At 74.9% G+C, this 21,588-nt stretch carries 22 protein-coding genes and 1 tRNA gene; 10 read left to right on the top strand and 13 right to left on the bottom strand.

The genetic code is table 11. From position 1 onward, the window contains the following. Window positions 1-21 precede the first annotated feature (21 nt). Entirely contained in the window at window positions 22-1,308 is a 1,287-nt protein-coding gene (locus P3H78_RS01530; RefSeq protein ID WP_276106870.1) for a polysaccharide deacetylase family protein, read from the top strand. A 151-nt stretch (window positions 1,309-1,459) separates the two neighbouring features. Beyond that, window positions 1,460-2,602 (top strand): amidase domain-containing protein, encoded by a 1,143-nt coding sequence (locus P3H78_RS01525; RefSeq protein ID WP_438827898.1) that lies wholly within the window; start codon window positions 1,460-1,462, stop codon window positions 2,600-2,602. Window positions 2,603-2,633: 31 nt separating this feature from the next. Here the strand turns inward: P3H78_RS01525 and P3H78_RS01520 are convergent, their stop codons facing one another. Beyond that, the gene (locus P3H78_RS01520; protein ID WP_276106868.1) at window positions 2,634-4,025 is read right to left on the bottom strand and encodes a hypothetical protein; all 1,392 of its coding nucleotides are present in this window, start codon (window positions 4,023-4,025) and stop codon (window positions 2,634-2,636) included. Window positions 4,026-4,099: 74 nt separating this feature from the next. Continuing rightward, window positions 4,100-4,870, bottom strand: coding sequence for a DUF4097 family beta strand repeat-containing protein (locus tag P3H78_RS01515; RefSeq protein ID WP_276106866.1), 771 nt, complete (start codon window positions 4,868-4,870; stop codon window positions 4,100-4,102). Between the two features lie 200 nt (window positions 4,871-5,070). Between P3H78_RS01515 and P3H78_RS01510 the strand changes: the two genes are divergently transcribed. Beyond that, window positions 5,071-5,145 (top strand) — tRNA-Val (locus tag P3H78_RS01510). A gap of 70 nt (window positions 5,146-5,215) precedes the next feature. Here the strand turns inward: P3H78_RS01510 and P3H78_RS01505 are convergent. Continuing rightward, window positions 5,216-5,578 (bottom strand): DUF952 domain-containing protein, encoded by a 363-nt coding sequence (locus tag P3H78_RS01505; protein ID WP_276106865.1) that lies wholly within the window; start codon window positions 5,576-5,578, stop codon window positions 5,216-5,218. After that, window positions 5,575-5,964 (bottom strand): DUF8825 domain-containing protein, encoded by a 390-nt coding sequence (locus P3H78_RS01500; protein WP_276106864.1) that lies wholly within the window; start codon window positions 5,962-5,964, stop codon window positions 5,575-5,577. The genes P3H78_RS01505 and P3H78_RS01500 overlap by 4 nt, the downstream gene beginning before the upstream one ends. Window positions 5,965-6,102: 138 nt before the next feature. On the opposite strand from P3H78_RS01500, the gene P3H78_RS01495 reads away from it, so the two are divergent. Beyond that, entirely contained in the window at window positions 6,103-6,612 is a 510-nt protein-coding gene (locus tag P3H78_RS01495) for a GNAT family N-acetyltransferase (protein WP_276106863.1), read from the top strand. A 24-nt stretch (window positions 6,613-6,636) separates the two neighbouring features. On the opposite strand, the gene P3H78_RS01490 is transcribed toward P3H78_RS01495, so the two are convergent. Beyond that, a complete protein-coding gene (locus P3H78_RS01490; RefSeq protein WP_276106862.1) occupies window positions 6,637-7,677 on the bottom strand; it encodes a ketopantoate reductase family protein in 1,041 nt (346 codons plus the stop codon). 53 nt (window positions 7,678-7,730) lie between these two features. After that, window positions 7,731-8,528 carry an MBL fold metallo-hydrolase gene (locus P3H78_RS01485; RefSeq protein ID WP_276106861.1) on the bottom strand — a complete coding sequence of 266 codons (798 nt, stop codon included), beginning with the start codon at window positions 8,526-8,528 and terminating at the stop codon, window positions 7,731-7,733. 63 nt (window positions 8,529-8,591) lie between these two features. Between P3H78_RS01485 and P3H78_RS01480 the strand changes: the two genes are divergently transcribed. Next, window positions 8,592-8,831, top strand: coding sequence for a DUF2277 domain-containing protein (locus P3H78_RS01480; RefSeq protein WP_276106860.1), 240 nt, complete (start codon window positions 8,592-8,594; stop codon window positions 8,829-8,831). 151 nt (window positions 8,832-8,982) lie between these two features. Here the strand turns inward: P3H78_RS01480 and P3H78_RS01475 are convergent, their stop codons facing one another. The 4 genes from P3H78_RS01475 to P3H78_RS01460 all read right to left on the bottom strand — a co-directional run bounded on the left by P3H78_RS01475 (window position 8,983) and on the right by P3H78_RS01460 (window position 12,814). Next, a complete protein-coding gene (locus P3H78_RS01475; RefSeq protein WP_276106859.1) occupies window positions 8,983-9,618 on the bottom strand; it encodes a DedA family protein in 636 nt (211 codons plus the stop codon). 218 nt (window positions 9,619-9,836) lie between these two features. Beyond that, window positions 9,837-10,301 carry a DoxX family protein gene (locus P3H78_RS01470; protein ID WP_276106858.1) on the bottom strand — a complete coding sequence of 155 codons (465 nt, stop codon included), beginning with the start codon at window positions 10,299-10,301 and terminating at the stop codon, window positions 9,837-9,839. Between the two features lie 130 nt (window positions 10,302-10,431). Continuing rightward, entirely contained in the window at window positions 10,432-12,102 is a 1,671-nt protein-coding gene (locus tag P3H78_RS01465) for an alkaline phosphatase D family protein (RefSeq protein ID WP_276106857.1), read from the bottom strand. A 67-nt stretch (window positions 12,103-12,169) separates the two neighbouring features. Then, window positions 12,170-12,814 (bottom strand): HNH endonuclease family protein, encoded by a 645-nt coding sequence (locus tag P3H78_RS01460; protein WP_276106856.1) that lies wholly within the window; start codon window positions 12,812-12,814, stop codon window positions 12,170-12,172. Window positions 12,815-13,213: 399 nt separating this feature from the next. Here P3H78_RS01460 and P3H78_RS01455 point away from each other — a divergent pair, with 399 nt between their 5' ends. Continuing rightward, complete coding sequence (locus tag P3H78_RS01455) at window positions 13,214-13,795, top strand: TMEM165/GDT1 family protein (RefSeq protein ID WP_276106855.1); 582 nt, start codon at window positions 13,214-13,216, stop codon at window positions 13,793-13,795. 191 nt (window positions 13,796-13,986) lie between these two features. Next, window positions 13,987-14,649 (top strand): HAD-IA family hydrolase, encoded by a 663-nt coding sequence (locus P3H78_RS01450; protein ID WP_276106854.1) that lies wholly within the window; start codon window positions 13,987-13,989, stop codon window positions 14,647-14,649. A 35-nt stretch (window positions 14,650-14,684) separates the two neighbouring features. Here the strand turns inward: P3H78_RS01450 and P3H78_RS01445 are convergent, their stop codons facing one another. Next, window positions 14,685-16,097: a peptidoglycan-binding domain-containing protein gene (locus P3H78_RS01445; protein ID WP_276106853.1), complete on the bottom strand. Its 1,413-nt coding sequence runs from the start codon at window positions 16,095-16,097 to the stop codon at window positions 14,685-14,687. Between the two features lie 166 nt (window positions 16,098-16,263). Here P3H78_RS01445 and P3H78_RS01440 point away from each other — a divergent pair, with 166 nt between their 5' ends. Continuing rightward, entirely contained in the window at window positions 16,264-18,357 is a 2,094-nt protein-coding gene (locus P3H78_RS01440) for an MDR family MFS transporter (protein WP_276107320.1), read from the top strand. A 37-nt stretch (window positions 18,358-18,394) separates the two neighbouring features. On the opposite strand, the gene P3H78_RS01435 is transcribed toward P3H78_RS01440, so the two are convergent. Further along, the gene (locus tag P3H78_RS01435; RefSeq protein WP_276106852.1) at window positions 18,395-18,886 is read right to left on the bottom strand and encodes a GNAT family N-acetyltransferase; all 492 of its coding nucleotides are present in this window, start codon (window positions 18,884-18,886) and stop codon (window positions 18,395-18,397) included. A gap of 232 nt (window positions 18,887-19,118) precedes the next feature. Here P3H78_RS01435 and P3H78_RS01430 point away from each other — a divergent pair, with 232 nt between their 5' ends. Together P3H78_RS01430 and P3H78_RS01425 are read left to right on the top strand one after the other, a co-directional pair. Next, window positions 19,119-19,793, top strand: coding sequence for a hypothetical protein (locus tag P3H78_RS01430; protein ID WP_276106851.1), 675 nt, complete (start codon window positions 19,119-19,121; stop codon window positions 19,791-19,793). A gap of 5 nt (window positions 19,794-19,798) precedes the next feature. After that, complete coding sequence (locus P3H78_RS01425; protein WP_276106850.1) at window positions 19,799-20,881, top strand: hypothetical protein; 1,083 nt, start codon at window positions 19,799-19,801, stop codon at window positions 20,879-20,881. Between the two features lie 215 nt (window positions 20,882-21,096). Here P3H78_RS01425 and P3H78_RS01420 read toward each other — a convergent pair whose 3' ends face one another. Further along, complete coding sequence (locus P3H78_RS01420) at window positions 21,097-21,510, bottom strand: DnaJ family domain-containing protein (protein ID WP_276106849.1); 414 nt, start codon at window positions 21,508-21,510, stop codon at window positions 21,097-21,099. Window positions 21,511-21,588: the final 78 nt, after the last annotated feature.

Below are 21,588 nucleotides of genomic sequence, written 5' to 3'. Positions count from 1 at the left end.
CCCACGCAGATTGAGCCGCCCATGAAGCCCACATCCGGACGCCGCCGCAAGGCCCGCCCGCCCCGCCCCATCGCCCGCCCCGAGTTCGTCACGCTGGCCGCCCTCCTGGTCGTCGCGTCGGTCGTGGCGGGCTTCCTGGCACTGACCCGGCCCGACTCCACCGCACCGACCGCGTCCGCAGGCAGCCGGGGCGTCCCCAAGGGCAGTTCCCCGGGGGCGGCCAAGGAACCCGCGTGGGACGGGAAGACGCATGTCCTGGGCGACGGCTCGACCTCCTACACCGGGCCGCAGAAGGGCGAGCTGAAGCCCGTACCGCTCAAGCCGGGCGAGAAGCCGCCGCAGTTCGTGGTCTTCTCCTGGGACGGCGCGCTGGAGGGCGACGACCACCTCTTCTCCCACTACCGGGAGATGGCCGAGCAGTACGACGCCCACATGACCTTCTTCCTCACCGGCATCTACCTGCTGCCCAAGAGCAAGAAGGACCTGTACCACCCCCCGCAGCACCCGGTGGGCTCCGCGGCGATCAGCTACCCCACCGACGCGCACATCCGCTCCACGCTGGAGCAGCTGCGCCTGGCCTACCAGCAGGGCAACGAGATCGGCACCCACTTCAACGGCCACTTCTGCGGCGCCAAGGGCGGCGGCGACTGGAGCGTGGACGAGTGGAAGAGCGAGATCGACCAGTTCTACGACTTCGTCGAGAAGTGGAAGACCAACACCGGCTACACCGACATCCCCGCGCTCCCCTTCGACTTCAGGAAGGAGGTCGCCGGCGGCCGCGCCCCCTGCCTGGAGGGACAGCCCAACCTGCTGAAGGCCCTCAAGGGCTACGGCTGGCAGTACGACGCCAGCTCCCCGGGCGACTTCCAGATCTGGCCGGCGAAGAAGGACGGCCTGTGGGACTTCCCGCTCCAGATGCTCCCGTACGAGGACGGCAAGTACCAGGGCCTGTCCATGGACTTCAACTTCCTCTACAACCAGTCCGGCGGCGAGACCGAGGGCGACGCCGCCCAGTACCCCCAGTGGCTCCGGCAGACGGTCGCCTCGTACGTGGCCGGCTTCAACCGGGTGTACTACGGCAGCCGGGCGCCGCTGTTCATCGGCAACCACTTCGAGGACTGGAACGGCGGTATCTACATGAAGGCCATCGACCAGGTGGTCAAGACGGTGTGCACCAAGAAGGGCGTCAAGTGCGTGTCCTTCAAGGAGCTCGCCGACTGGCTCGACGTGCAGAAGCCGGAGACGCTCCAGCGTCTGCGCTCCCTCGACCCGGCCCAGGCGCCGGACTGGTCGACGGTGGTCAAGTGACGCCTGAAACAGTCCGATTCCACTTGTGCATCCCCTCTTCACAACCGTCCCGTGGGCCGTGCGAAGATGCGAACGCCCGGTAGGAGTACCGGCGTAGAGGGGAACATCATTGAAATCGAGAAGATTGAGCCGTAAGCGCAGCCGTGCGGCCATAGTCGGCGCAGCGGCCGCCTCGGTCGTCGCGGGCGTGGCCCTGGTGCCCAACTGGACCGCGGGGGCGGCCGTCGTGGACGACCCGACGGTCGACCCGGCGACGAAGGCGACCTTCCAGCGTCTGGCGGACGCGGTCTTCACCGACCGCACCCAGGCCCTGGTGGACGACGCCAAGGGCGGGGACACGGCGCGGCACCCGCGCACGTCGGGCTTCTCCGGCCGGGTCAAGCTCTCCGGCACGCAGTCCCACCAGGAGAGCTCCGCGCTGTCCCAGTTGCGCGGCCGCAAGTCCCGGCTGGCACAGCTCGGCGAGAAGTACAGCGCCGCCGCCACCAGCGTCACGCTGGACGCCACGCAGGTGAAGGGCCGCCGGGCCACCGTCGACGTCACCGAGAACACGACCCTGACCTACGAGAAGGTCAAGGGCACCGAGCCGAGGACGACCGGTTTCCAGGCGCACCACGAGCTGACCTTCAAGGCCGACCGCCAGGGGGACTGGCAGCTCACCGGCATCCGCGACACCGACGACGGCTACCTCGCCGTCAACCAGGTCGCCAAGCCGGCCGTCGCCGCGCCGGCCACCGCCGACTCCGGCCCGCCCGAGGCGACCCGCTCGTCCACGTCGTGGCCTGCCCCGTCGAAGCCGAAGAAGCTGACCGGCGGCACCTACGACTACCGTGCCATGGCCGCCTACGCGGCCAAGTACTGGAACAACTACAACCCCGCCTACCCGAACTACAACGGGCAGGGGGCCGGCGGCGACTGCACCAACTTCGTCAGCCAGACCCTGAAGGCGGGCGGCTGGAAGCACGTTCCCGGCTACACGTCCGACTACCACAAGTGGTTCGGCACCGCCGACATCCAGTCGGACTCGTTCGTCGGCGTCAACGAGTTCTCCTGGTTCGCCCTGTCCTCCCAGCGCGTCACCAGCCTGGCGAACGTCTACCAGCTGGACGTCGGCGACGTGCTGCAGATGGACTTCAACAAGGACGGGTCGAAGGACCACTCCATGATCGTCACCTACCGCAGCCCGCAGGGCGTGCCGTACGTGACGTACCACTCCACCAACACCTACAACCGTTCGGTGGCCAGCATCATCGCGTCGTACCCGACCGCGGCGTACTACGCGTACCGCACCTGACCGGTGCCCTGCGGGAGCGGGAGCCGGGCCGTCAGTGGCCGGCTCCCCGCTCCTCACGGATCCGCGCGACCACGTCGGCCGCCGTCCGCCGCACCTCCCCGGTCTCCGTCAGGAAGTGCCAGTAGTCGGGATGGCGGCCCTCCAGCGCGGCCACCGCGCGGTCCAGCCGCGCCACCGAGTCGTCCAGCGGGCGGGCGTGCCGCGGGTCGGGCGCCGTCCGGCCCGTCATCGCCAGCCGCTGGGCGTCCCGGATCGCGAACCGGGTCCGCTCCACCTCCGCCTGCGGGTCCTTCTGCACGGCGTTGAGCCGTGCGAGCCGGTCCGCGGCCGCCGACACCGCCTCGTCGGTGGTGTTCAGCAGCGCACGGACCGTCGACAGCAGCGCGGACGCGTCCGGCCAGCGCTGCGCGTCCCGTGCCGCCTGCGCCTCCGTCAGCTTCCGCTCCGCCTGCCGCACGTCCTCGGCGGCCTGCCCCGGCACCTGCTGCAGGTCCTGCCAGCAGGCGGCCGCGAACCGGCGCCGCAGCTCGCTCAGGACCGGCTCGACCTGCCCGGTCCGCGTGGTCAGCGCCTGCGCCCGGGTCCGCAGCGAGACCAGCCGGCGGTCGATCTCGGCGGCCTTCTCCGGCAGCCGCTCCGCCTCCGCCCGGATCGCCTCCGCCTCCCGCGCGACCCGCTCGGCGCGCTCCAGCGTCTGCGGCGCGCCGTGCTGCCCGGCGCCCTGGTTCAGCCGGGTCAGCTCCGGGGAGAGGGCGGCCAGCCGGGCGGCCAGGTCGTCCGCGCCGATGCCCGCCCCTCGTGCGCCGTCCAGGGCGTTGCTCGCGGCGAGCAGGGCCTGCCGGGCCCGCTCCACGGCGGGCGCCAGCCGGGCCAGCTGCGTCTCGGCCTTGCCGAGCAACGGCCCCAGACCGGAGGCGAAACGGTCCAGCTCCTGCCGGACCCGCAGCAGCTCGTCCTTGGCGCCGGTCAGCTCCGTACGGGCCCGGGCCGCCACCGAGGCCTCCAGGCCGTCCCGGTCCAGGTCCTGCGCGTCGACGGCCTGGATGTAGCGCTGACTCACCTCGTCGATGCGCCGGCCGAGCGCCTCGAAGTCGGCCACCGCGCGGCGGGCGGCCGGGGAGTCGTCGACCGCGGTGATCGTCTCCATCGAGATCCGCAGATCGCGCTGGGCGGTGTCCAGTTCGTAGAACGCGGCCGCGGCGGCGTCCTTGGCGGCCTGCGCCTCGGCCCGCTGGCTCTCGGCCCGCCCCCCGAACCAGCGCCGGGTGCCGCCGCCGGCGAACGCGGCCGGCAGCGCCAGGGCGGCGAGGGCCGGCAGCACCAGCAGGGTCAGGACGTCCCGGACCGCCGCGGGGGCGGGCCGGTGCCGTGGCCGTCGATACGGCGAGTGCGGCTCGGACGGTGTCGCCGGTGTCGCCGTCACATCCCTCTCCCGTGCTGTGGATCGCCCTGGGTGGAGTCATTCTCCCACCACGGAAGGACGAACACACGGGCCGGTCAGTTCGCCGTGCGCACCGTGATGTCTCCGTCACCGCTGCGCACGGACACCACGTGGGATGCCGTGTCGTCGCGGGGTACCCCGACACGGACGGTGCCGTCCCCGCTCGCCGTGCTCACCCGGTACACGGCCCGGGGCAGGGCCACGGTGACGGAGCCGTCCCCGGACTGCGAGTCCACCCGGTCGGGCACGGCGCCCAGTTCGAGGTCGATCCCCCCGTCGGCGGTGACCACCCGCACCCGCCGCGAGGTCACCTCGGCCCGCACCGAGCCGTCCCCGGACGTCAGGTCCACCGGTCCGGAGGTGTCCCGCACGTGCACCGCCCCGTCGCCCGTCCTGATGGTCAGCGGCTCGGCGAACCCTTGGGCGAGGACGCTCCCGTCCCCGTCCTCGACCTTCACGGCGACGCCCCGCGGCACCTCGATGCGGTGCCGCGCCGAGCAGGAGGTGAGGACGCCGGAGCACGTCATCCGCAGCACGAGCCGGTCGCCGTCCATGGTCCAGGTGGTCCGGGGGGTGCCGCCGACCACGGTGGACCCCTCGAACCAGCGGGTGACCCGGACCGTCCCCGGCCCGCCGGTGTCCGCGGTGACGACCTCCAGCGCCGAGTCGTCGGAGTCCACCGTCAGGGTGCGGCCGGTCAGGGCGAAGGACCGGTGGTCGGGGTGCCGGTCGTCGTCCGCGGAGGCGCCGCAGGCGGTGGCCCCGGCGGCGAGCACGGCGACGGCGCCGGCGAGTGCGAGGGCGCGGACGGGAACGGTGCGGCTCATGACGGTCTCCCCCTGGTACGACGGCAGGCCCCCGGTGCGACGGCGGGCCCTGCGCGGCTGCGACCGCCCCGACGCTAGGCGGTGCGGGGCCCGTGGGGAATCCGGCGGGCTTCCGCACCCGTGGTGGGGACAACCCCCGCACCCCGCTGCGGGGGTTTGCAGGGCGGCGCGCACGGCAAGGTAGGCTGTCGGTTCGTCTCGGGTGCGTAGCTCAGGGGTAGAGCGCCTGCCTTACAAGCAGGATGTCGGCGGTTCGAAACCGTCCGCGCCCACCAGCGGGGAGACCCGGCGATCAGGGCTCGGACCGGCGGGGCACTCCCCGCGGTCCGGGCCCTTCGCGCATCCTCAGCCGGCCTCCGCCAGCGAGGCCGCCCGGCCCTCCCCGTCCCAGCGGACCTCCAGGACGCGCACCACCGCGCCCCGGTCTATGGGCCCGAACACGTGCGGGAAGGCGACGCCCTCGGTGGCCCCCGGCGGCGGCGCGGGGTCGGCGGCCTCCCACTCCAGCCGGGAGCCGAGCCGGTCCTCGTCGAGGAGCAGTGCCAGCAGCGGCCGGGGCGCCGACCGGTAGAAGGCGTTGACGACGGCGAGCGTGGTCCGCTCGTCCGGGGAGCAGTGCACGAAGCCGTCCTCGGCGAGGGATGCGGGTGCGTACGGGCGGTCGGGGGCGGTGTCCCACTCGGCGAGCGGAACCACGTGGTAGATCATGCGTCGGCTTCCTGGGTGATCGTCGTGTCGGTGGTGCCGTCCGGGGCGTCCGGGGGCGCCTCGCCGGTCCCCGCGTGCTTCAGGCGGGAGCGGGCCTCGACGCGGTCCGGCCCGGCGAGCTCCGACCAGAAGCGGTGCGTGGTCACGAACACCGCCAGCTCGTGCTCCCGGCGCCGGAGCTTCTCGACCTCCGCCTGCTCGTCGGCCGTCCAGCCCGGGGAGGCGGGGCGCTCCATCTTGCGCCAGCCGCCGCCGTCACTGAAACCGTCCAGTGGCTCGACCGACCAGGGAAGCCGCTTGAGCAGGGCCGACAGCTCGGACCTGACCTGGTGCAGCTCCTCCTGGCCGGTGCGGAGATCACTCGGGAAGTCGTAGGTCGTAGCCACAGCACAATGGTACGCCTGTTCGAATTAGTGAAGCGAGTTCCGCACGGGAGTTCACGCGAACGAGTGGCCGGGACGTCCCCCGCGGCCCCGGTGGCCGTCTCCGGTCCGTTGTCGTACCCCTGCCCTACGGTGTTCCCCATGGACGAGGCGAGTGGGGGTCAGGTGCGGCTGGAGCCCTGGTCCGAGGACGACCGGCGGCTGCTGCGGCTGCTCAACAGCGCGGAGATGACGGCCCACCTGGGCGGCCCCGAGACCGAGGAGCAGCTCGCGGCGCGGCACCGGCGCTATCTGGGGCTCGCGGCGGGGCGGATGTACCGGGTGGTGTCGGCGGACGAGGGGGACACCGTCGGGTCCGTGGGCTTCTGGGAGCGGGAGTGGCAGGGGCGCACCGTCTGGGAGGCAGGGTGGGGCGTGCTGCCCGTCTTCCAGGGGCGCGGCTTCGCGGTGCGGGCGGCGCGGGCCGTGGCCGGGGCGGCGCGGGCCGCCGGACGGCACCGGTATCTGCACGCCTATCCCGGTGAGGAGCACGCCGCCTCGAACGCGGTGTGCCGCCGGGCCGGTTTCACGCTGCGGGGTCCCGTCCGGTTCGAGTATCCGAAGGGGCACTGGATCAGATCGAACGACTGGCGGCTCGACCTGGCTCCCTGACGCGCCGACCGGCCCGGCGGTCCCTCAGCGGCCGGCGGCCCGCACATCCTCCACCAGGCGCGCGGTGACCGGCACGGGCACCCCGTGACGGCCGGCCGCGCGGAGCAGGGCGCCGCCGATCGCGTCCAGCTCCAGGGGGCGCCCGGCCTCGGCGTCCCGCTGCATCGAGGACTTCGCGCCCGGCGGGAAGGCGTCGTAGCGGGCGAGTACGCCGGCCGCGTCGGCCGGGCCGCCGCAGGCGCCGCTCACCGCGGCGGTCTCCCGCACCAGCTCCGTCAGCTCCTCGCGGTGGCGGGCGCGGACGTCCCCCAGCGGCACCCGGTGCCGGGTGGTGAGCAGGGCGAAGGGCGCGAGGAAGGCCAACTTCGCCCACAGCGCCGCCGATTCGTCCTCCAGGACGCGGGTGTCCGGGCCGGCGGCTCCGAGGGCGGCGGCGAGCGCGTCCAGGCGGGCCCGCGGCACGGGGTCGCCGGCCAGGTCGACCTCGGCGAAGGGGCTGCCGTGCTCGATCACTCCCGGGGCCACGCGCGTCGACTCCACGCGGATCACCGCGGGCGCCACCCGGTCCGGGCGGTGGTGCTCCCGCAGCGCGGCGGGGTGCTCGACGCCGTTGAGGAAGGGGACGAGGAGCGCATCGCCCAGCGCCCGCGCCGGAACGCGCTCGAGTGCGGGCGCGAGGGCCGTCTGCTTGACGGCGATCAGGCACGCGTCGACCGGTTCGCGCAGTTCGGTGTCCGCCTCGACCCGGGCCGTGAAGTCGCCGAACTGCCCGCTGCGGACCCGGATTCCGCGTTCGCGCAGGACCCGGACGGTGTCGTCGCCGGCCAGGCAGACCACCCGGTGCCCGGCCCGCGCGAGCAGGGCGGCGAGCAGGCCGCCCACACCGCCGGGACCGAGCACGGCCACGGTTGCCGGGCGGTTCCCCGCCGGGTCCTTCCCCGCCGAACCGTCCTCCGGTGCGGCGGGCTCGGTCGTGTTCCGCCCGGCCGTGCCGTGGCCGGGCCGGGAGCCCTGCCCGTTCGTGTCCGGCCCGTTCGTGCCGTGGCCGGTCGTGTCGTTCGCCATGCGGACGTTCCTCTCGTCGGTCGGCCCCGGGACGGTGGCCGCCTCGCGGACGATCATGCCGGACGGGACGCCGGGGCGTCCGGCAGGCGGACGGATTCCCCGGGGGCGAGCAGGTGCAGGCGCCCGGTGGGACCGGCGGCCGCGAACGCCCTGCTCAGCTCCGGGCCGCCCTCGGTGAAGTGCGCCCAGTGCTCGAAGTGCAGGGGCACGACATGGCGGGCGCCGAGGAGGCGGGCGGCCTCGGCGGCCTGCCCGCTGGTCAGGGTGAGCGGGGCGTCGGGCACGAGCGGGGTGCGGGCGGCACCGGCGAAGAGCAGCGCGACGTCGACCGGGCCCTCGCGCTCGGCGATCTCGCGGACCACGTCCAGGGACGCGTTGTCGCCGCTGACGTACACCCTGGGCAGCCCGGCACCGGACAGGACGAAGCCGGTGACCTCGCCGACCACGGGCTCGGAACCGGCGGGACCGTGCAGGGCGGGCACGGCGGTGACCCGCAGGGCGCCGCCGCCGGGGCGCGGCAGGTCGGTGTGCGTCCAGGACGGCAGGGCCCGCACCGGGCCCCCGAGCCGGGCCGCGGCGGACGCCGTCGACAGCACCAGGCGGGCGCCGGCGACCAGGGCGCGGCCTGCCGTGTCGAGGTTGTCCGGGTGCTGGTCGTGGGAGAGCAGCACCGCGTCGGGCGGACCGGCGTCCTCGGCCGTCAGCGCCGGGGCGGCCGTCTTCACCAGGGTGCGCCGCCCGACGGGGTACTCGCCCGGGCCGTCGAAGGTGGGGTCGGTGAGCAGGCGCAGGCCGCCGAGCGTGAGGACCGCGGTCGGCCCGCCCACGTACGTGATCTCCAGCGTCGTCATGCCCGTGCAAGGGGCGCCGGTGCGGGGGTATTCCCTCCGCTCCGGCCGGGGGAGACTGGGGGCATGTGCCGGAGCATCAAGACCCTGCGTCCACCCGCCCTGCCCGAGGAGGCGACGGAGGAGGAGATCAGAGCGGCCGCGCTGCAGTTCGTGCGGAAGGTCTCCGGGTTCCGCGCGCCCGCCGCGCACAACCGCGAGGTCTTCGACACGGCGGTCGAGGCGGTCACCGCGGCCACGGCCGACCTGCTGGCGGGCCTGGAGGTCCGCGGACCGAACACGGCCCGGGCCGCACGGCCGGTGTAGCCCACCCGTCCGCATCCGGCGGGACGCCTCAGGAGCAGGCGGGACCGTGAGCCGTGGTGGGCCGGGGGCGGGGGACCGCCCCCCGGGACCGCTCCGACCGGCGCTGCGCCTCCACCGCGCTGTGGCTCCACCGCGTTGCGCCTCCACCGCGCTACGGCGCCTCCACCGGCTTCGGCTCGCGTCGGACGAGGTACGCCGCCCCCGCGCCCGCGGCGAACAGGGCCGCCACCGACACCCCCGTGGCCAGCCAGGCCGCGCCCAGCCAGCGGGTGCCGAAGTAGCCGAGGGCGGCGCTGTAGGTGGCCCAGGACAGGCCGGCCACGGCGGACCAGGGGAGGAACTCGCGCACCCGGCGGTGCGTCGCCCCCGCGCTGAAGGAGACGACCGAGCGTCCGGCGGGGGCGAAGCGGGCGAGGACCACCAGGGCGCCGCCGCCCCGGGACAGGGCCGTGCCGAGTCGTTCCTGGGCGGTGCTCAGGCGGCGGGAGCGGGATATGGCGCGGTCCAGCCGGGTACCGCCGCGCCGGGCCAGGCGGTACGCCACCAGGTCGCCCAGGACCGAGGCGGTGGCCGCGCACAGGATCAGCGCGAGGATGTCGGGCACGTCGTGGGGCACCCGCGCCGTCGCCGCGCCGGATCCCGCGGCCGCCGCCGTGGCCGCGGCGACGATCAGGACGCCGCTGGGCAGCACCGGCAGGAAGACGTCGAGCAGGACGGACAGCGCCACCGCGACGTAGATCCACGGAGTGCCGGTGAGCGACCCCACCCCCGCCAGACTCGCCTGCACCGAAACTCCCGTGTCGCCCCCCGTGGACCGGACCGTGCCGCGACGTCGCGGGGGAGCGGCAGGGGCGGCCAGTGAACAGCCATACAGCGTACGCCGGGGGCGCGGCGCCGTCTTCACCGGGGGTTCGTGCGCTCGGCACACGTCCCTCACGGCCGTCGCCGCCGGGTACGACGGCGCCCTCCCCGGGGGACCGGGGAGGGCGCGGTGGGCAGGGCCGGTCAGGCCGCCGAGGGGGTCCGCCCGGGGGCAGGCCGGGGCTCCTTCGCCGCACGCCGGGCGAGGAGTCCGTCCATGCCGAAGGCGCCGGGGCCGGTGAAGACCAGTACCAGGAACGTCCAGCAGAAGAGCGCCGAGAGCTCGCCGCCGTTCTGGATCGGCCACAGGGCGGCCTGCTGGTGGACGTCGAAGTACGCGTAGGCCATGGAGCCGGAGGCGACCAGGGCCGCGATCCTGGTGCCGAGGCCGAGCAGGACGAGGGTGCCGCCGGCCAGCTGGATCACCGCCGCGTACCAGCCGGGCCAGCTGCCCGCCGGGACGGTGCCGCCGTCGCCGCCCGCGGCCCCGCCCAGCACCCCGAAGAGCGAGGCGGCGCCGTGGCAGGCGAAGAGCAGGCCCACGACGGCGCGGAACAGGGCGAGGGCGTAGGGGCGGGCCGAGTCGAGGCGTCCGGTCGGGCCGGTCATGCAGGTCTCCTTCGTCGGGCCGGTCCGGGCGGACCGGGTGGGGGCGGATCCCACGAGAAGCCCAGATTAGGTGACCCTAATGTGTGCTTGCAAGTTCAAATATCTGCCTGGCCGCCCCTGACACGCCTGGTCAGGACGCCAGGTCGGTCTCCGTGACCGTCTCCAGGCGCGGCCGCCCGTCCCCTCCCCGCTCCGCCCGCTCCAGCCGCAGTCGCGCCGCACGGCCGCGCAGGGTCAGCGTCATGAGCTGGTTGCCGAACCACGGCCCGCCCGTCCTGCGCCAGGTCACCGGGGGTTCCGGGCACCGCCCGTGCCGGGTCAGCCGGCGGCCCAGGACCCGGGCCGCCGCGCTCCAGCCGAAGCGGAAGCCCAGCCGTATCGAGCGGGGCACGGAGTTGTGCACCGGCGAGCAGGTCAGCTGCACGACCCGGGCGTCGGGCGCGGCCCGGCCCGCGCCGGACGGCCACGACGGCTCGGCCGCGTAGGCGTGGTGCACGTCCCCGGACAGCACGCACACGGTCGCCGGGGCGCCCGCGCCGGACCCCGCCTCCGCGATCAGGTCGGCCAGCAGGACGAAGGACGCCGGGAAGGCGGCCCAGTGCTCCAGGTCGGCGCGCCGTCGCAGCCGCTCCCCGAAACGGGCCCAGCGCGCGCCGCGTTCGCCCCGGCACAGGGCCGCGTCCCACGCCTCGGCGTCGTGCACCAGATGCGGCAGCAGCCAGGGCAGCGAGGTCCCGATCAGCAGGTGGTCGCAGCCGTCCGGACCGTCCAGTCCTTCCAGGGCCTGCTCACGCAGCCACCGCGCCTCGCCGTCGTCGAGCATGGCCCGGTCCTCCTCGCGCAGCACCCGGGCGGCCCGCGAGTCCACCATCAGCACCCGGACCCGGCCGAAGTCGCGCCGGTAGCTCCAGCGCACCGAGGCGGGGTCGGCGTCGGCCTCCGCGGCGAAGGTGCGCAGGACGTCGGTGCCGTCGGGTGCGGCCCGCACCGCCGCGTACACCGGGTCGGCGGCCAGCTCCGCGGGCGACAGGTTGCCCAGGTGCTGGTACACCCAGTACGACATCAGGCCGCTCAGCAGCCGCTCCTGCCACCAGTCGGTGGCGCGCATGTCGGCCAGCCAGGAGGCGGAGGTGTTCCAGTCGTCGATGACGTCGTGGTCGTCGAAGATCATGCAGCTCGGCACGGTGGACAGCAGCCAGCGCACCTCCGGGTCCAGCCAGGACTCGTAGTAGAGGTGGGTGTACTCCTCGTAGTCCGCGACCTCGCTGCCCGGGGGGTCGGCCAGTCCGCGGCGCGCGGCGAGCCACTGGCGGGTCTCGTCGGAGGTCTCGTCGGCGTACACCTGGTCGCCGAGCAGGAGGAGGACGTCGGGGCGTTCGCCGCCGGCGTCGGCGTCCGCCCCGGCGGCGATCCGGGCGGCCAGCGTGTCCAGGGCGTCGGGGCCCACCGGGTCGTGGCCGTCCGCCGGCGCTGCGGCCCAGCGGCAGGAGCCGAAGGCGACCCGGACGTCGTCGCCGGTGCCGGGCGCGCGGATCACGGAGGGCGGGAAGGGCGAGTCGGGCAGCGGCCAGACGCGGGCGCCGTCGAGGCGGACCTCGTACGGCACCGTCGTGCCCGCGGTGAGCCCGGTCACCGGGACGAGGGCGTAGTGGTGCCCCTCGACCTGGAATGTGCGGGCCGTGCCCCCGGCGCCGTCCGGGCAGACGACCTCGGCCGTGCAGGGACGGCTCGTCTCGACCCAGACGGTCGCGGACGATCCGTCGGCGTACCTCAGCAGTGGTCCCAGGCGCAGTCCGGCCATGGTCATCCCCTCCTTCGTCGCCCCGTACGGTACGGAACGACGGAGGTCGCGGGGGAGGTCCGGGGGGTCAGCAGTTCGCGAGGTATCCCTGGAGCGCGCTCTTCTCGGCGGAGTCCACGGACAGGCCGTAGTAGTACTTCACCTGCACCCAGGCGCGGACGTACGTGCACACGTAGGCCGAGCGGGACGGCACCCAGGTGGCCGGGTCCTGGTCGCCCTTGGCCTGGTTGACGTTGTCGGTGACGGCGAGGAGCTGCGGGCGGGTCAGATCGTTGGCGAACGCCTGGCGCCGGGCGGTGGTCCATTTGCCCGCCCCGGAGTCCCAGGCCTCGGCGAGCGGGACCAGGTGGTCGATGTCCAGGTCGGAGGCGGCGGTCCAGGTGGCGCCGTCGTAGGGGGAGTACCAACTGCCGCTGGTGGCCGCGCAGGAGGAGTCGGTGACGACGTTCGTGCCGTCGCGCTCCAGGACCGTCTCACGGGTGTTGCAGGTGCCGCTGACGGTGATCCAGAGCGGGAAGAGGTCGCGGTTGTAGCCGGTGTGGTTCTCGGTGGCCACGGTCAGCGAGGACAGGTAGCTGCGGGCGGTGGCCGCGCTGACCGGCGTCGGCAGGGCGGCGGAGGCGGCCGGGCCGTTGAGCAGCCCGACGGAGGCTATGAGTCCGGTGAGCGCGGCCACGAAGCCGAGCCGTTGACGCGCGTAGCATCTGGACATGCGAACTCCCGTGGAAATGTGGGGTGTTGGGGTGCGGGCAGGGGAATGCTCGCGACCCCCCGTTGCGGGAAGGTGAGTGTTCGGTAAGAAACTAATGACGCGCGCATGTCACAACAAGGGGTGTGACGGTGCCGACCTTCCCTTGGGGTGGACGGGAGTCGTCGCGTAGCATGGGCGGCGCAGAAGGGGAGTAGCTCTTCGCCGGACCGTCGACACACTGCTCAGCTCGCCTGAGCCGGCGCCCGGAGGCAGGCCTCGGACACGGGGCCGGCCAGCGAGACCTTCGGCCAGCAGTGCACGCCCGTGCCCGTGGTGCGGGTGATCCGTGTGCTGTCGCGCCGAGGTGTTCGCAGAGCAGCACGCACTCTCGGCGGGGCGGCCCCGACCGATTGAGGAATTTTGATCAGCATCACCGTCCTGGCGGTCGTCTTCGGCGTCGTCTTCCTGGCCGAGCTGCCGGACAAGACGGCCCTCGCCGGCCTCGTCCTCGGCGCCCGCTACCGCGCGTCGTACGTCTTCGCCGGAGTCGCCGCCGCCTTCCTGCTGCACGTCGCCCTCGCCGTCGCGGCCGGCAGCGTGCTCACGCTGCTGCCGCAGCGGACCGTGCACGCCGTGACGGGCGTCCTCTTCCTGGGTGGCGCCGCGATGCTGCTGCTGCAGAAGGGCGACGGCGAGGAGGAGATCCGCCGGCCCGGGGACCAGACCTTCTGGAAGGTCGCCGGGACCGGGTTCATGCTCATCCTGGTCGCCGAGTTCGGTGACCTGACGCAGATCATGACGGCCAACCTCGCGGCCCGCTACGACGACCCGCTGTCCGTGGGCCTCGGTGCGGTTCTGGGACTGTGGGCGGTCGCCGGACTCGGCATCGTCGGCGGAAAGGCGCTGATGAAACGGGTTCCGCTGGCCCTGATCACCAAGATCGCCGCGCTTCTCATGATCGCGCTCGGCGGGTGGAGCCTCTACGAGGCCGTGGCCGGCTGAACCGAACGGCCGGTGAACCTCCGGAGGAGAGTCCGGGGGGCCGCTGGCGCCGGGCCGTCTTGTTTTGTACCGTGGAGGAACAAAGTGGCTCCCGCCCGTTTCCCCTGACCGGCGGGCGGGGCCGCCTTGTCCTCCCGGAGGCCCGATGACGCCTCCGCCCTCGCACCATCCGCCGCGCCCTGGAGCTGCCGATGCCGGCCACCGCCGTGCTCACCGCCCGCGCCCTCCTGCTCGACATGGACGGCACCCTCGTCAACTCCGACGCCGTCGTCGAACGCATCTGGCGCCGCTGGGCCGGGGAGCACGGCCTGGCCGGCGACGAGGTGATGAAGGTCGTGCACGGCCGCCAGGGCCACGCCTCGATGGCCCTGCTGCTGCCGCACCGCCCGGTGGAGCAGAACCTCGCCGACAACGCGCGCATGCTCGCCGCGGAGACCGCCGACATGGACGGCGTGGTCGCCGTCCCCGGCGCGCCCGCCTTCCTCGCCGCGCTGCGGGTCGTCCCGCACGCGCTCGTCACCTCCGCCGGCGTGGCGCTGTCCACGGCCCGCATGGCGGCCGCCGGGCTCCCGCTGCCGGACGTCCGCATCACCGCCGAGTCCGTCGGCGCGAGCAAGCCCGACCCGGAGGGCTTCCTCAAGGGCGCCGCCGAACTGGGCGTCGACCCCGCCGACTGCGTCGTCCTCGAAGACTCCGGCGCGGGGATCGCCGCCGGGCTCGCCGCGGGCATGCGGGTCGTCGGCATCGGACCGCGCGCCGCCGCCCACGGCCCGGACGTGACCGTGCCCGACCTCACCGCGATCCGCGTGGAGACCGGGCCGGACGGCACGGTCCGGCTGCACGTCGCCGGATAGCAGTCTTCCCCGGCCGGCTTCGCGGCCCGCTGCGGTCAGGGCCGGGACGTCTCCGACTCCAGGCTCGTGCGGGTGGCCGGGCCGTACACGCCCGGGTCGTCGCCGCGGATGCCGCGGGCCCACTGGTAGGTGCTGACCGCGTCCTCGACCTGCCGGCCGTAGTAGCCGTCGTCCGGGCCCGTGTAGAGCTGCAACTGGTCCAGCCGGAGCTGGAGTTCGGTGACCTCCGGGCCGCTGTCGCCGGGCCGCAGCACCGGCGTGACCCGCGCGGTGGCGGTGGCGCGGACCGTCGCCGCGGTCTGCGTCGGCCCGGCGGGGGCGGTGCCCCGCCCCGCCCCCGACGCGGTCGGCGACGGAGAGCCCGCCGACGGCGAGGGCGACGCGGACGGCGAGGGACTCGGGTCGGTGGCCGGCACCGGGCGTGCCGGCGCCGCCGGCGCCGGCGGAGAAGCCGCTGCCGGGACGGACGCCGACGGTGTGCCGGCCGGAACCTCGGGCACGCGGGCCCGTATCTCCCGCGGGGCGGCGTCCTCCCGGGCCGGCGGCTCGTACGAGAGCAGGCCGCCGGCGAACGCGGCGCCCGCCACGGCCGCGACCACGGCGCCCGCGCCGGCCGGCAGCAGCACCCGGCGGCGGACCCGGCCCGCACGTCGTGCCGGCTCGCCCTCCCGGCCCGCTCCGTCCGCTCCGCCGCAGCCGTCCACGGCCTCCGGAGGACCGACGTCCGAGGGGGCCGCACCGCCGTGGGCGGCCGAGGGGGTCAGGTCGGCGCCGACCGGGTCGGGACGGGCCCGGCCGGCGCCGGGGGCGTCCACCGGGAGGGCACCCTGCACGCCGGTGGGGCCCCCGGGGGCGCCCGGCCGTGTTCCGGCTCCGTTCGCCCCGGCGGTGTCCGCCCGTGCTCCGGCTCCGTTCGCCCCGGCGGTGCCCGGTCGTGCGCCGGTCGCCGGATCCCCGTCCCCGGCAGTCCCGGCGGGCCGTGCGCCGGGCCCCGGTTCGAACAGGCTCAGGTCCTCCGCCCGCGGTGCGGCGGCCGGTTCGGCCCGCGGGGCCTGGACCGTGGACGCCGACGGATGCGCGGGGTCCGCCGTCTCCGCCGCGGGCAGCGGCCGCGTCCGGTCCCCGGGGTCCGGCGCGCCGTGAGCGGTGCCGCCGCCCGGTCCGGCGGATGCCGTCGCGCCCGCCTCCCCGGCGGCCCCTTCCCCACCGTCCTGGCCCGCCCCGGTGGCACCGGCCGGCCGGGCGGTGCCCGGTCGCCTGCCGTCCCCCTCGAGATCGACGTAGGGCCGGATCCGCAGCGGGTCGAAGTCCTCGGCCGCGGCCGCCTCGGCCGTCCGTGCGTCGCGCAGGGCGTCGGCCGCGCGCGGCCCGCAGCCGCACGCAGGGGTGCCGTCGGCTCCCCGGGGCGTCCGGCACTCCGGGCAGGCGTGTCCCCTCGGCTCCTCCATGTGCGGTCCCCTCCCCTGAGAACTCCGGAGATTATGCAGACACCCTCCACACCGTCTCCCCGAAGCCCCCCGGAATGGATGCTTCCAAACGGACTCAACGGGCCATAACGGGTTACAGCACTGACGATGGGAGATGTCACCACACCGTCGGGAGGTCTCCATGGCCATGGCCGGGGATGCGCACGGGACGCCGGGCTCCACCGGCGGCGTGCAGGACGCACGTCCCGCACCCCCCGTGCCGCCGCACGGCGGCGGAGCGTCCGGGCACGTGCCCGGCAACGTGCTCGTGTCGATCGGCGCGCTGCTGCTGGGCATGCTGCTGGCCGCCCTCGACCAGACCATCGTGTCCACGGCGCTGCCCACCATCGTCAGCGACCTCGGCGGCCTGGAGCACCTGTCCTGGGTGGTGACCGCCTATCTGCTGGCCTCCACCGCCGCGACCCCGCTGTGGGGCAAGCTCGGCGACCAGTACGGCCGCAAGCGGCTCTTCCAGACCGCCATCGTCATCTTCCTGGCCGGCTCGGCCCTGTGCGGCATGGCGCAGGACATGCCCGAGCTGATCGGCTTCCGCGCGTTGCAGGGCCTCGGCGGCGGCGGGCTGATGGTGCTGTCCATGGCGATCGTCGGGGACGTCGTCTCACCCCGCGAGCGAGGCCGCTACCAGGGCCTGTTCGGCGCCGTGTTCGGAGCGACCAGCGTGCTCGGCCCGCTGCTCGGCGGCCTGTTCACCGAGCACCTGAGCTGGCGCTGGGTCTTCTACGTCAACCTGCCCGTCGGCGTCGTCGCGCTCGCCGTGATCGCGGCCGCCCTGCGCATCCCGCGCACCGCGCAGCGGCACCGCATCGACTACCCCGGCACCCTCCTCATCGCCTCGGTCGCCACCTGCCTGGTCCTGGTCGCCTCGCTCGGCGGCACCACCTGGGCCTGGGGCTCGCCCCAGGTCGTCGCCCTGATCGTGCTGGGCGCGGCGCTCGCGGCCGCGTTCGTGGCGGTGGAGCGCCGGGCGGCCGAGCCCGTGCTGCCGCTGAAGCTCTTCCGCATCCGCACCTTCACGCTCTCCGCGGTGATCAGCTTCATCGTCGGCTTCGCCATGTTCGGCGCGATGACGTACCTGCCGACGTTCCTCCAGGTGGTCCAGGGCGTGTCACCGACCATGTCCGGCGTGCACATGCTGCCGATGGTCGCCGGCATGCTGCTGGCGTCGACCGGCTCGGGCCAGATCGTCAGCCGCACCGGCCGCTGGAAGGTGTTCCCGGTCACCGGCACCGCCGTCACCACCGTCGGCCTGCTGCTGCTCCACCGGCTCGACGAGCACAGCTCGACCGCCGGGATGAGCCTGTGCTTCTTCGTGTTCGGCCTGGGCCTCGGCCTGGTGATGCAGGTCCTGGTGCTGATCGTGCAGAACGCCGTGGGCTACGAGGACCTCGGCGTCGCCACCTCCGGCGCCACCTTCTTCCGCTCCATCGGCGCCTCCTTCGGCGTCGCCGTCTTCGGCACCGTCTTCGCGAGCCGCCTCGGCGAGCAGCTCACCGCCGCCTTCACCGGCGTGCCGCTGCCGGGCGGGGTCTCCGCGGACTCCCTGCAGTCCGACCCGCGCGGCATCGCGGCCCTGCCGCCCGCGCTCCGCCCGGCGGCCCTGCACGCCTACGCCTCCGCCATCACCGGCGTCTTCCTCTACGCCGCCCCGGTCGCCCTGCTCGGCTTCCTGCTGTCCTGGTTCCTCAAGGAGGACCGGCTGCGCGGCTCCGTCACCGCACCGGACGGCACCGAGACGCTCGCGACCAACCCGGTCGAGCGGTCGTCGTACGACGAGGTGTGCCGCGCCCTGTCGGTGCTGGGCACCCGGGAGGGGCGACGGGAGACGTACCGCCAAATCACCGAGCGGGCCGGCTACGACCTGCTCCCCGCGACGAGCTGGCTGCTGCTGCGGATCAAGCGGTACGGCCGGGTCGAGCCCGCCCTGCTGGCCGAGCGCGGGCCGGTGCCGCTGCAGGTGGTCCTGGACGCCGCGCGGCAGATCGAGGAGCGCGGCCTGGGCGAGCGGGAGGGCCCCGACCTGCTCCTCACCGGGTCCGGGCGGGAGACCGCCGACCGGCTCGCGACGGCCCGCGAGGAGTCCCTCGCCGAGTTGCTGGGCGACTGGTGGGGGCCCGACCGGCCGACCGATCTGGTGCAGCTGGTGCGGGTGCTCACCGACGAGATGTGCGGCTCCGACGCGGAACGCCCGCACGACGAGCGGCCGGTGAACCGGCTGCCCTGAGAAGCGGTCCCGCGGCCGGCCCGGCGTCGTGCGGGTGTCAGTCCAGCGGCTTGGCGAACCAGTGCTCGGCGTACCGCTCGTCGTTGTGCCGCGCCGTCTCCCGGTATCCGAGGCGCGCGTACAGGGCCCGCGCCTCGACGAGGTCGCTGCGGGTGTCCAGGATCATCCGGCCCGCGCCCAGCGCACGGGCCTCCTCCTCGGCCGCGCCCACCAGCAGCGCGGCGCCGCCCTTGCCGCGCGCCTCCTCGCGCAGGAAGACCCGGGTGAGCTCGGCGGTCGCCGCGTCCAGCAGGCGGACCCCGGCCGTGCCGGCCGGAGCGCCGTCGTACCGGGCGAGCAGCAGCCGGCCGCGGGGCGGGGCGAGTTCCTCGCCCCGGTACGCCGCGATCTCCCGCTCCAGCTCCCCGGGGTCGGTGCGGTGCCCCTCGTGCAGCAGGTACCAGCGGTCGCTGACCTCGGTGTAGTAGGCCCGCCACAGGTCTGCGGCGGCGGGGGAGTCGTACGGCTCGGGGGCGACGGTCCAGGTCATGCGGGCCATGCTCCGCCGCCGTCCGCCGGGCCCGCAACCGGAAATGCCCGGGGCCCGGATGCGCCGGTCCGCGGCGGGGCCGGAGCCGCGCCGGTGCCCCGTCCGCAGTCTCCTGGTGCCACGCACGCACCTCCGGTGCACACCGTCCGGGGGGCGTCGTTTGCCGACCGCCTTCCGGGCAACCCGAACCGGGACCCGGCCGGTTGGGCCGATCGCACCCCGGAAGGCATTCATGTTGACAGCCTTGATCATCCTTTTGATCGTGATCGTGGCGGCCGTCGCCGTGGTGGCGGCCGTGCCCAGCCTGCGGGCCCGCGTACCGCTCGGCGGGCAGAACCTGAAGCGGCGCTTCGGGCCCGAGTACGAGCGCGCCGTCGCCCGCCACGACGGCGACACCAAGGCCGCCGAGCGCGAGCTCGCCGCACGGGTGGAACGCCACGGCGACCTGCGGCACAAGCCGCTGGAGCCGGCCGACCGCGAGCGGTTCGAGGCGCGCTGGACGGCCGTGCAGGAGCAGTTCGTCGACGCCCCGCAGGAGGCCGTGGCCGAGGCGGACCGGCTGGTCGCCGAACTCGCCGGCCTGCGCGGCTTCCCGGACGGCGGCCAGTACGAGGACCAGCTCGCCGCGCTGTCCGTGCACCACGCCCACCACGTCCACGGCTACCGGCGCGTGCACCGTGCCGCGCACGCCCCGGCGGGCGGCGTTCCGGCGGACGGGGCCGGCACCGAGGACCTGCGCGAGTCCCTGGTCGAGGCCCGTGGCCTGTTCGAGCAGTTGCTCTCCGGAACGGGCGCCGACGGCAACCGCGATGCGTCCGGTGCCGGCGAACGGCCCGCCACGGCCCGCACCGAGAGCCCCGCGCACCAGGGCTGGGCTCTGAACCGACGTCAGACGAAGGAGAGTTGAGGGGAATGGCCGACGTGACAGCGAACAGGGACACCGGGCGCCTGCCGGACGGGAAGGGCGCGAGCGGCCGTGCCCCCGACGATGTCGGCCGCGGACCGGCCCAGGAGACGGACATACCCGCGGGCCGGGAGGCGGCTCCGGGCACGCAGCGCTCCGGCGGCCGGGAGGCGGCCGGCCGTGACACCCTTCCGGGCACGGACACGCCGACCGCCGCGGGCCGCGACACCCTCCCCGGCACCGGCACCGGAACACCGACGGCATCCCGCTCCGCGGCCGCCGCGGACCCGCGGGGCGGCACGTCCGCCGCGACCGCGCCCGACGCGTCCGGGACGGACACGGCGGAGGCGGCGCCCCGCATGAACCGCGACCGGCCCGCCTCCGCCGATGCGCCCCGCTCCGAGGCCCCGGGGACCGGGACCGACGCGCCGCTCGCCGGCGAGGAGCCCGGCGCCCGCGCACGGCTCGGCGAGAGCGAGTCCGGTACGCGGGCACCGCTCGGCGAGGACGACCCCGGCACCCGTGTACGGTCCGGCCAGGGTGCGGGCGGGTCCGGCCCGCGTGCACCCCTCGGTGCGGGCGACGACGCCGACTCCCGCACGTCCCTCGGCAAGGACGTGGCCGCCGGGGCGGACCGGTCCACCCGGGCCGATGCACCGGCCGGCCGGGACGCTGTCACCAGCACTGGCATCGGCACCGGTGCGGACCCGGGCCGTGAGGCCGGGGCCGGGCACGGCGCCGTCGGCGGGACCGCCCCGGGAGTCGAGCCGGGCCGGGACCACACCCGGGAGGAGGACACCGCGTCGCCGCTCCTCCACGCGGACGAGGGAGACAAGATCGGGGCGCGGCTGCGGCAGGCCGTCACCGGCTTCGTCGACGGGCCGCGGGACGCGGTCGAGGAGGCGGACCGGGTCGTGGAGGAACTCGCCGCCCGCTTCACGGAGGCCCTCACCGAGCGGCGCCGCACGCTGCGCGCCGCCTGGCAGCCGGGGGGCGGGGACGCCTCCGGGACCGCGGCCTCCGACACCGAGCGACTGCGGCTGGCCCTGCGGGACTACCGGGAACTGGCCGACCGGCTGCTGCACCTCTGACCCGACCGGCCCGGCACCGCCTCCCGGGGCACCGCGATCCCGGATCCGCGGTGCCCCGGGAGGCGTCGACCGTCCGGGTGCCGCGGTCCGGTGCCGCGGCGTCCGGACGGTGGGCGCCGCGGCTCGTGCACCGCGGACCCGGGCGCGCCTCACGGGCCGCTGTCCCTGTCCGGCGCCGCGCGTCCGGGTGCCGCGGGACCGGGGCCGCGGTGGGCCTACTCCGCCGCCGCCCGGTGCCCGCGCCGTCGGTGCCACTCGCGGACGACCTCCTCGACGTCGTACCGCTTGAGGCCCAGCGGTGGGCCGGGCGGCGGCTTGACCATCATGTCGAGGATCTTGGTGTTGATCGCGGCGACGATCGTGCGGACGACCCGCTCCGAAGGGGCCGCGTAGGCGGCCGCGAGCGCGTCCTCGGCCTCCTTGCGCAGCGCGAGCGTCGGCGGCAGGGCAGACAGTCCCTCGCGGGCCATCTTGCTCTTGACCCACCACAGTTCGTCGTACGCCGACTCGGACGGCAAGGGCTTCCCCGCTCCGGGCAACCGGTCGAACTCGCCGCGCGCCTGGGCGTCACGGATCTGTTTGTCGACCCAGGACTCGAACGGGACACCGGGGGGCTTTCGCTCGGTCATGTCTCCATTGTGCCGGACATGCCGGGGCCGGGCGATTTATCATGCGGCCGCGGAGCGCCAACCGGGCGCACGGGCAAC

This window comes from Streptomyces tropicalis (assembly GCF_029269835.1).
Classification (GTDB): Bacteria; Actinomycetota; Actinomycetes; order Streptomycetales; family Streptomycetaceae; genus Streptomyces; species Streptomyces tropicalis.
Note: the sequence above shows the minus strand (reverse complement) of the source record. Positions and strands in the feature narration are given on the sequence as shown.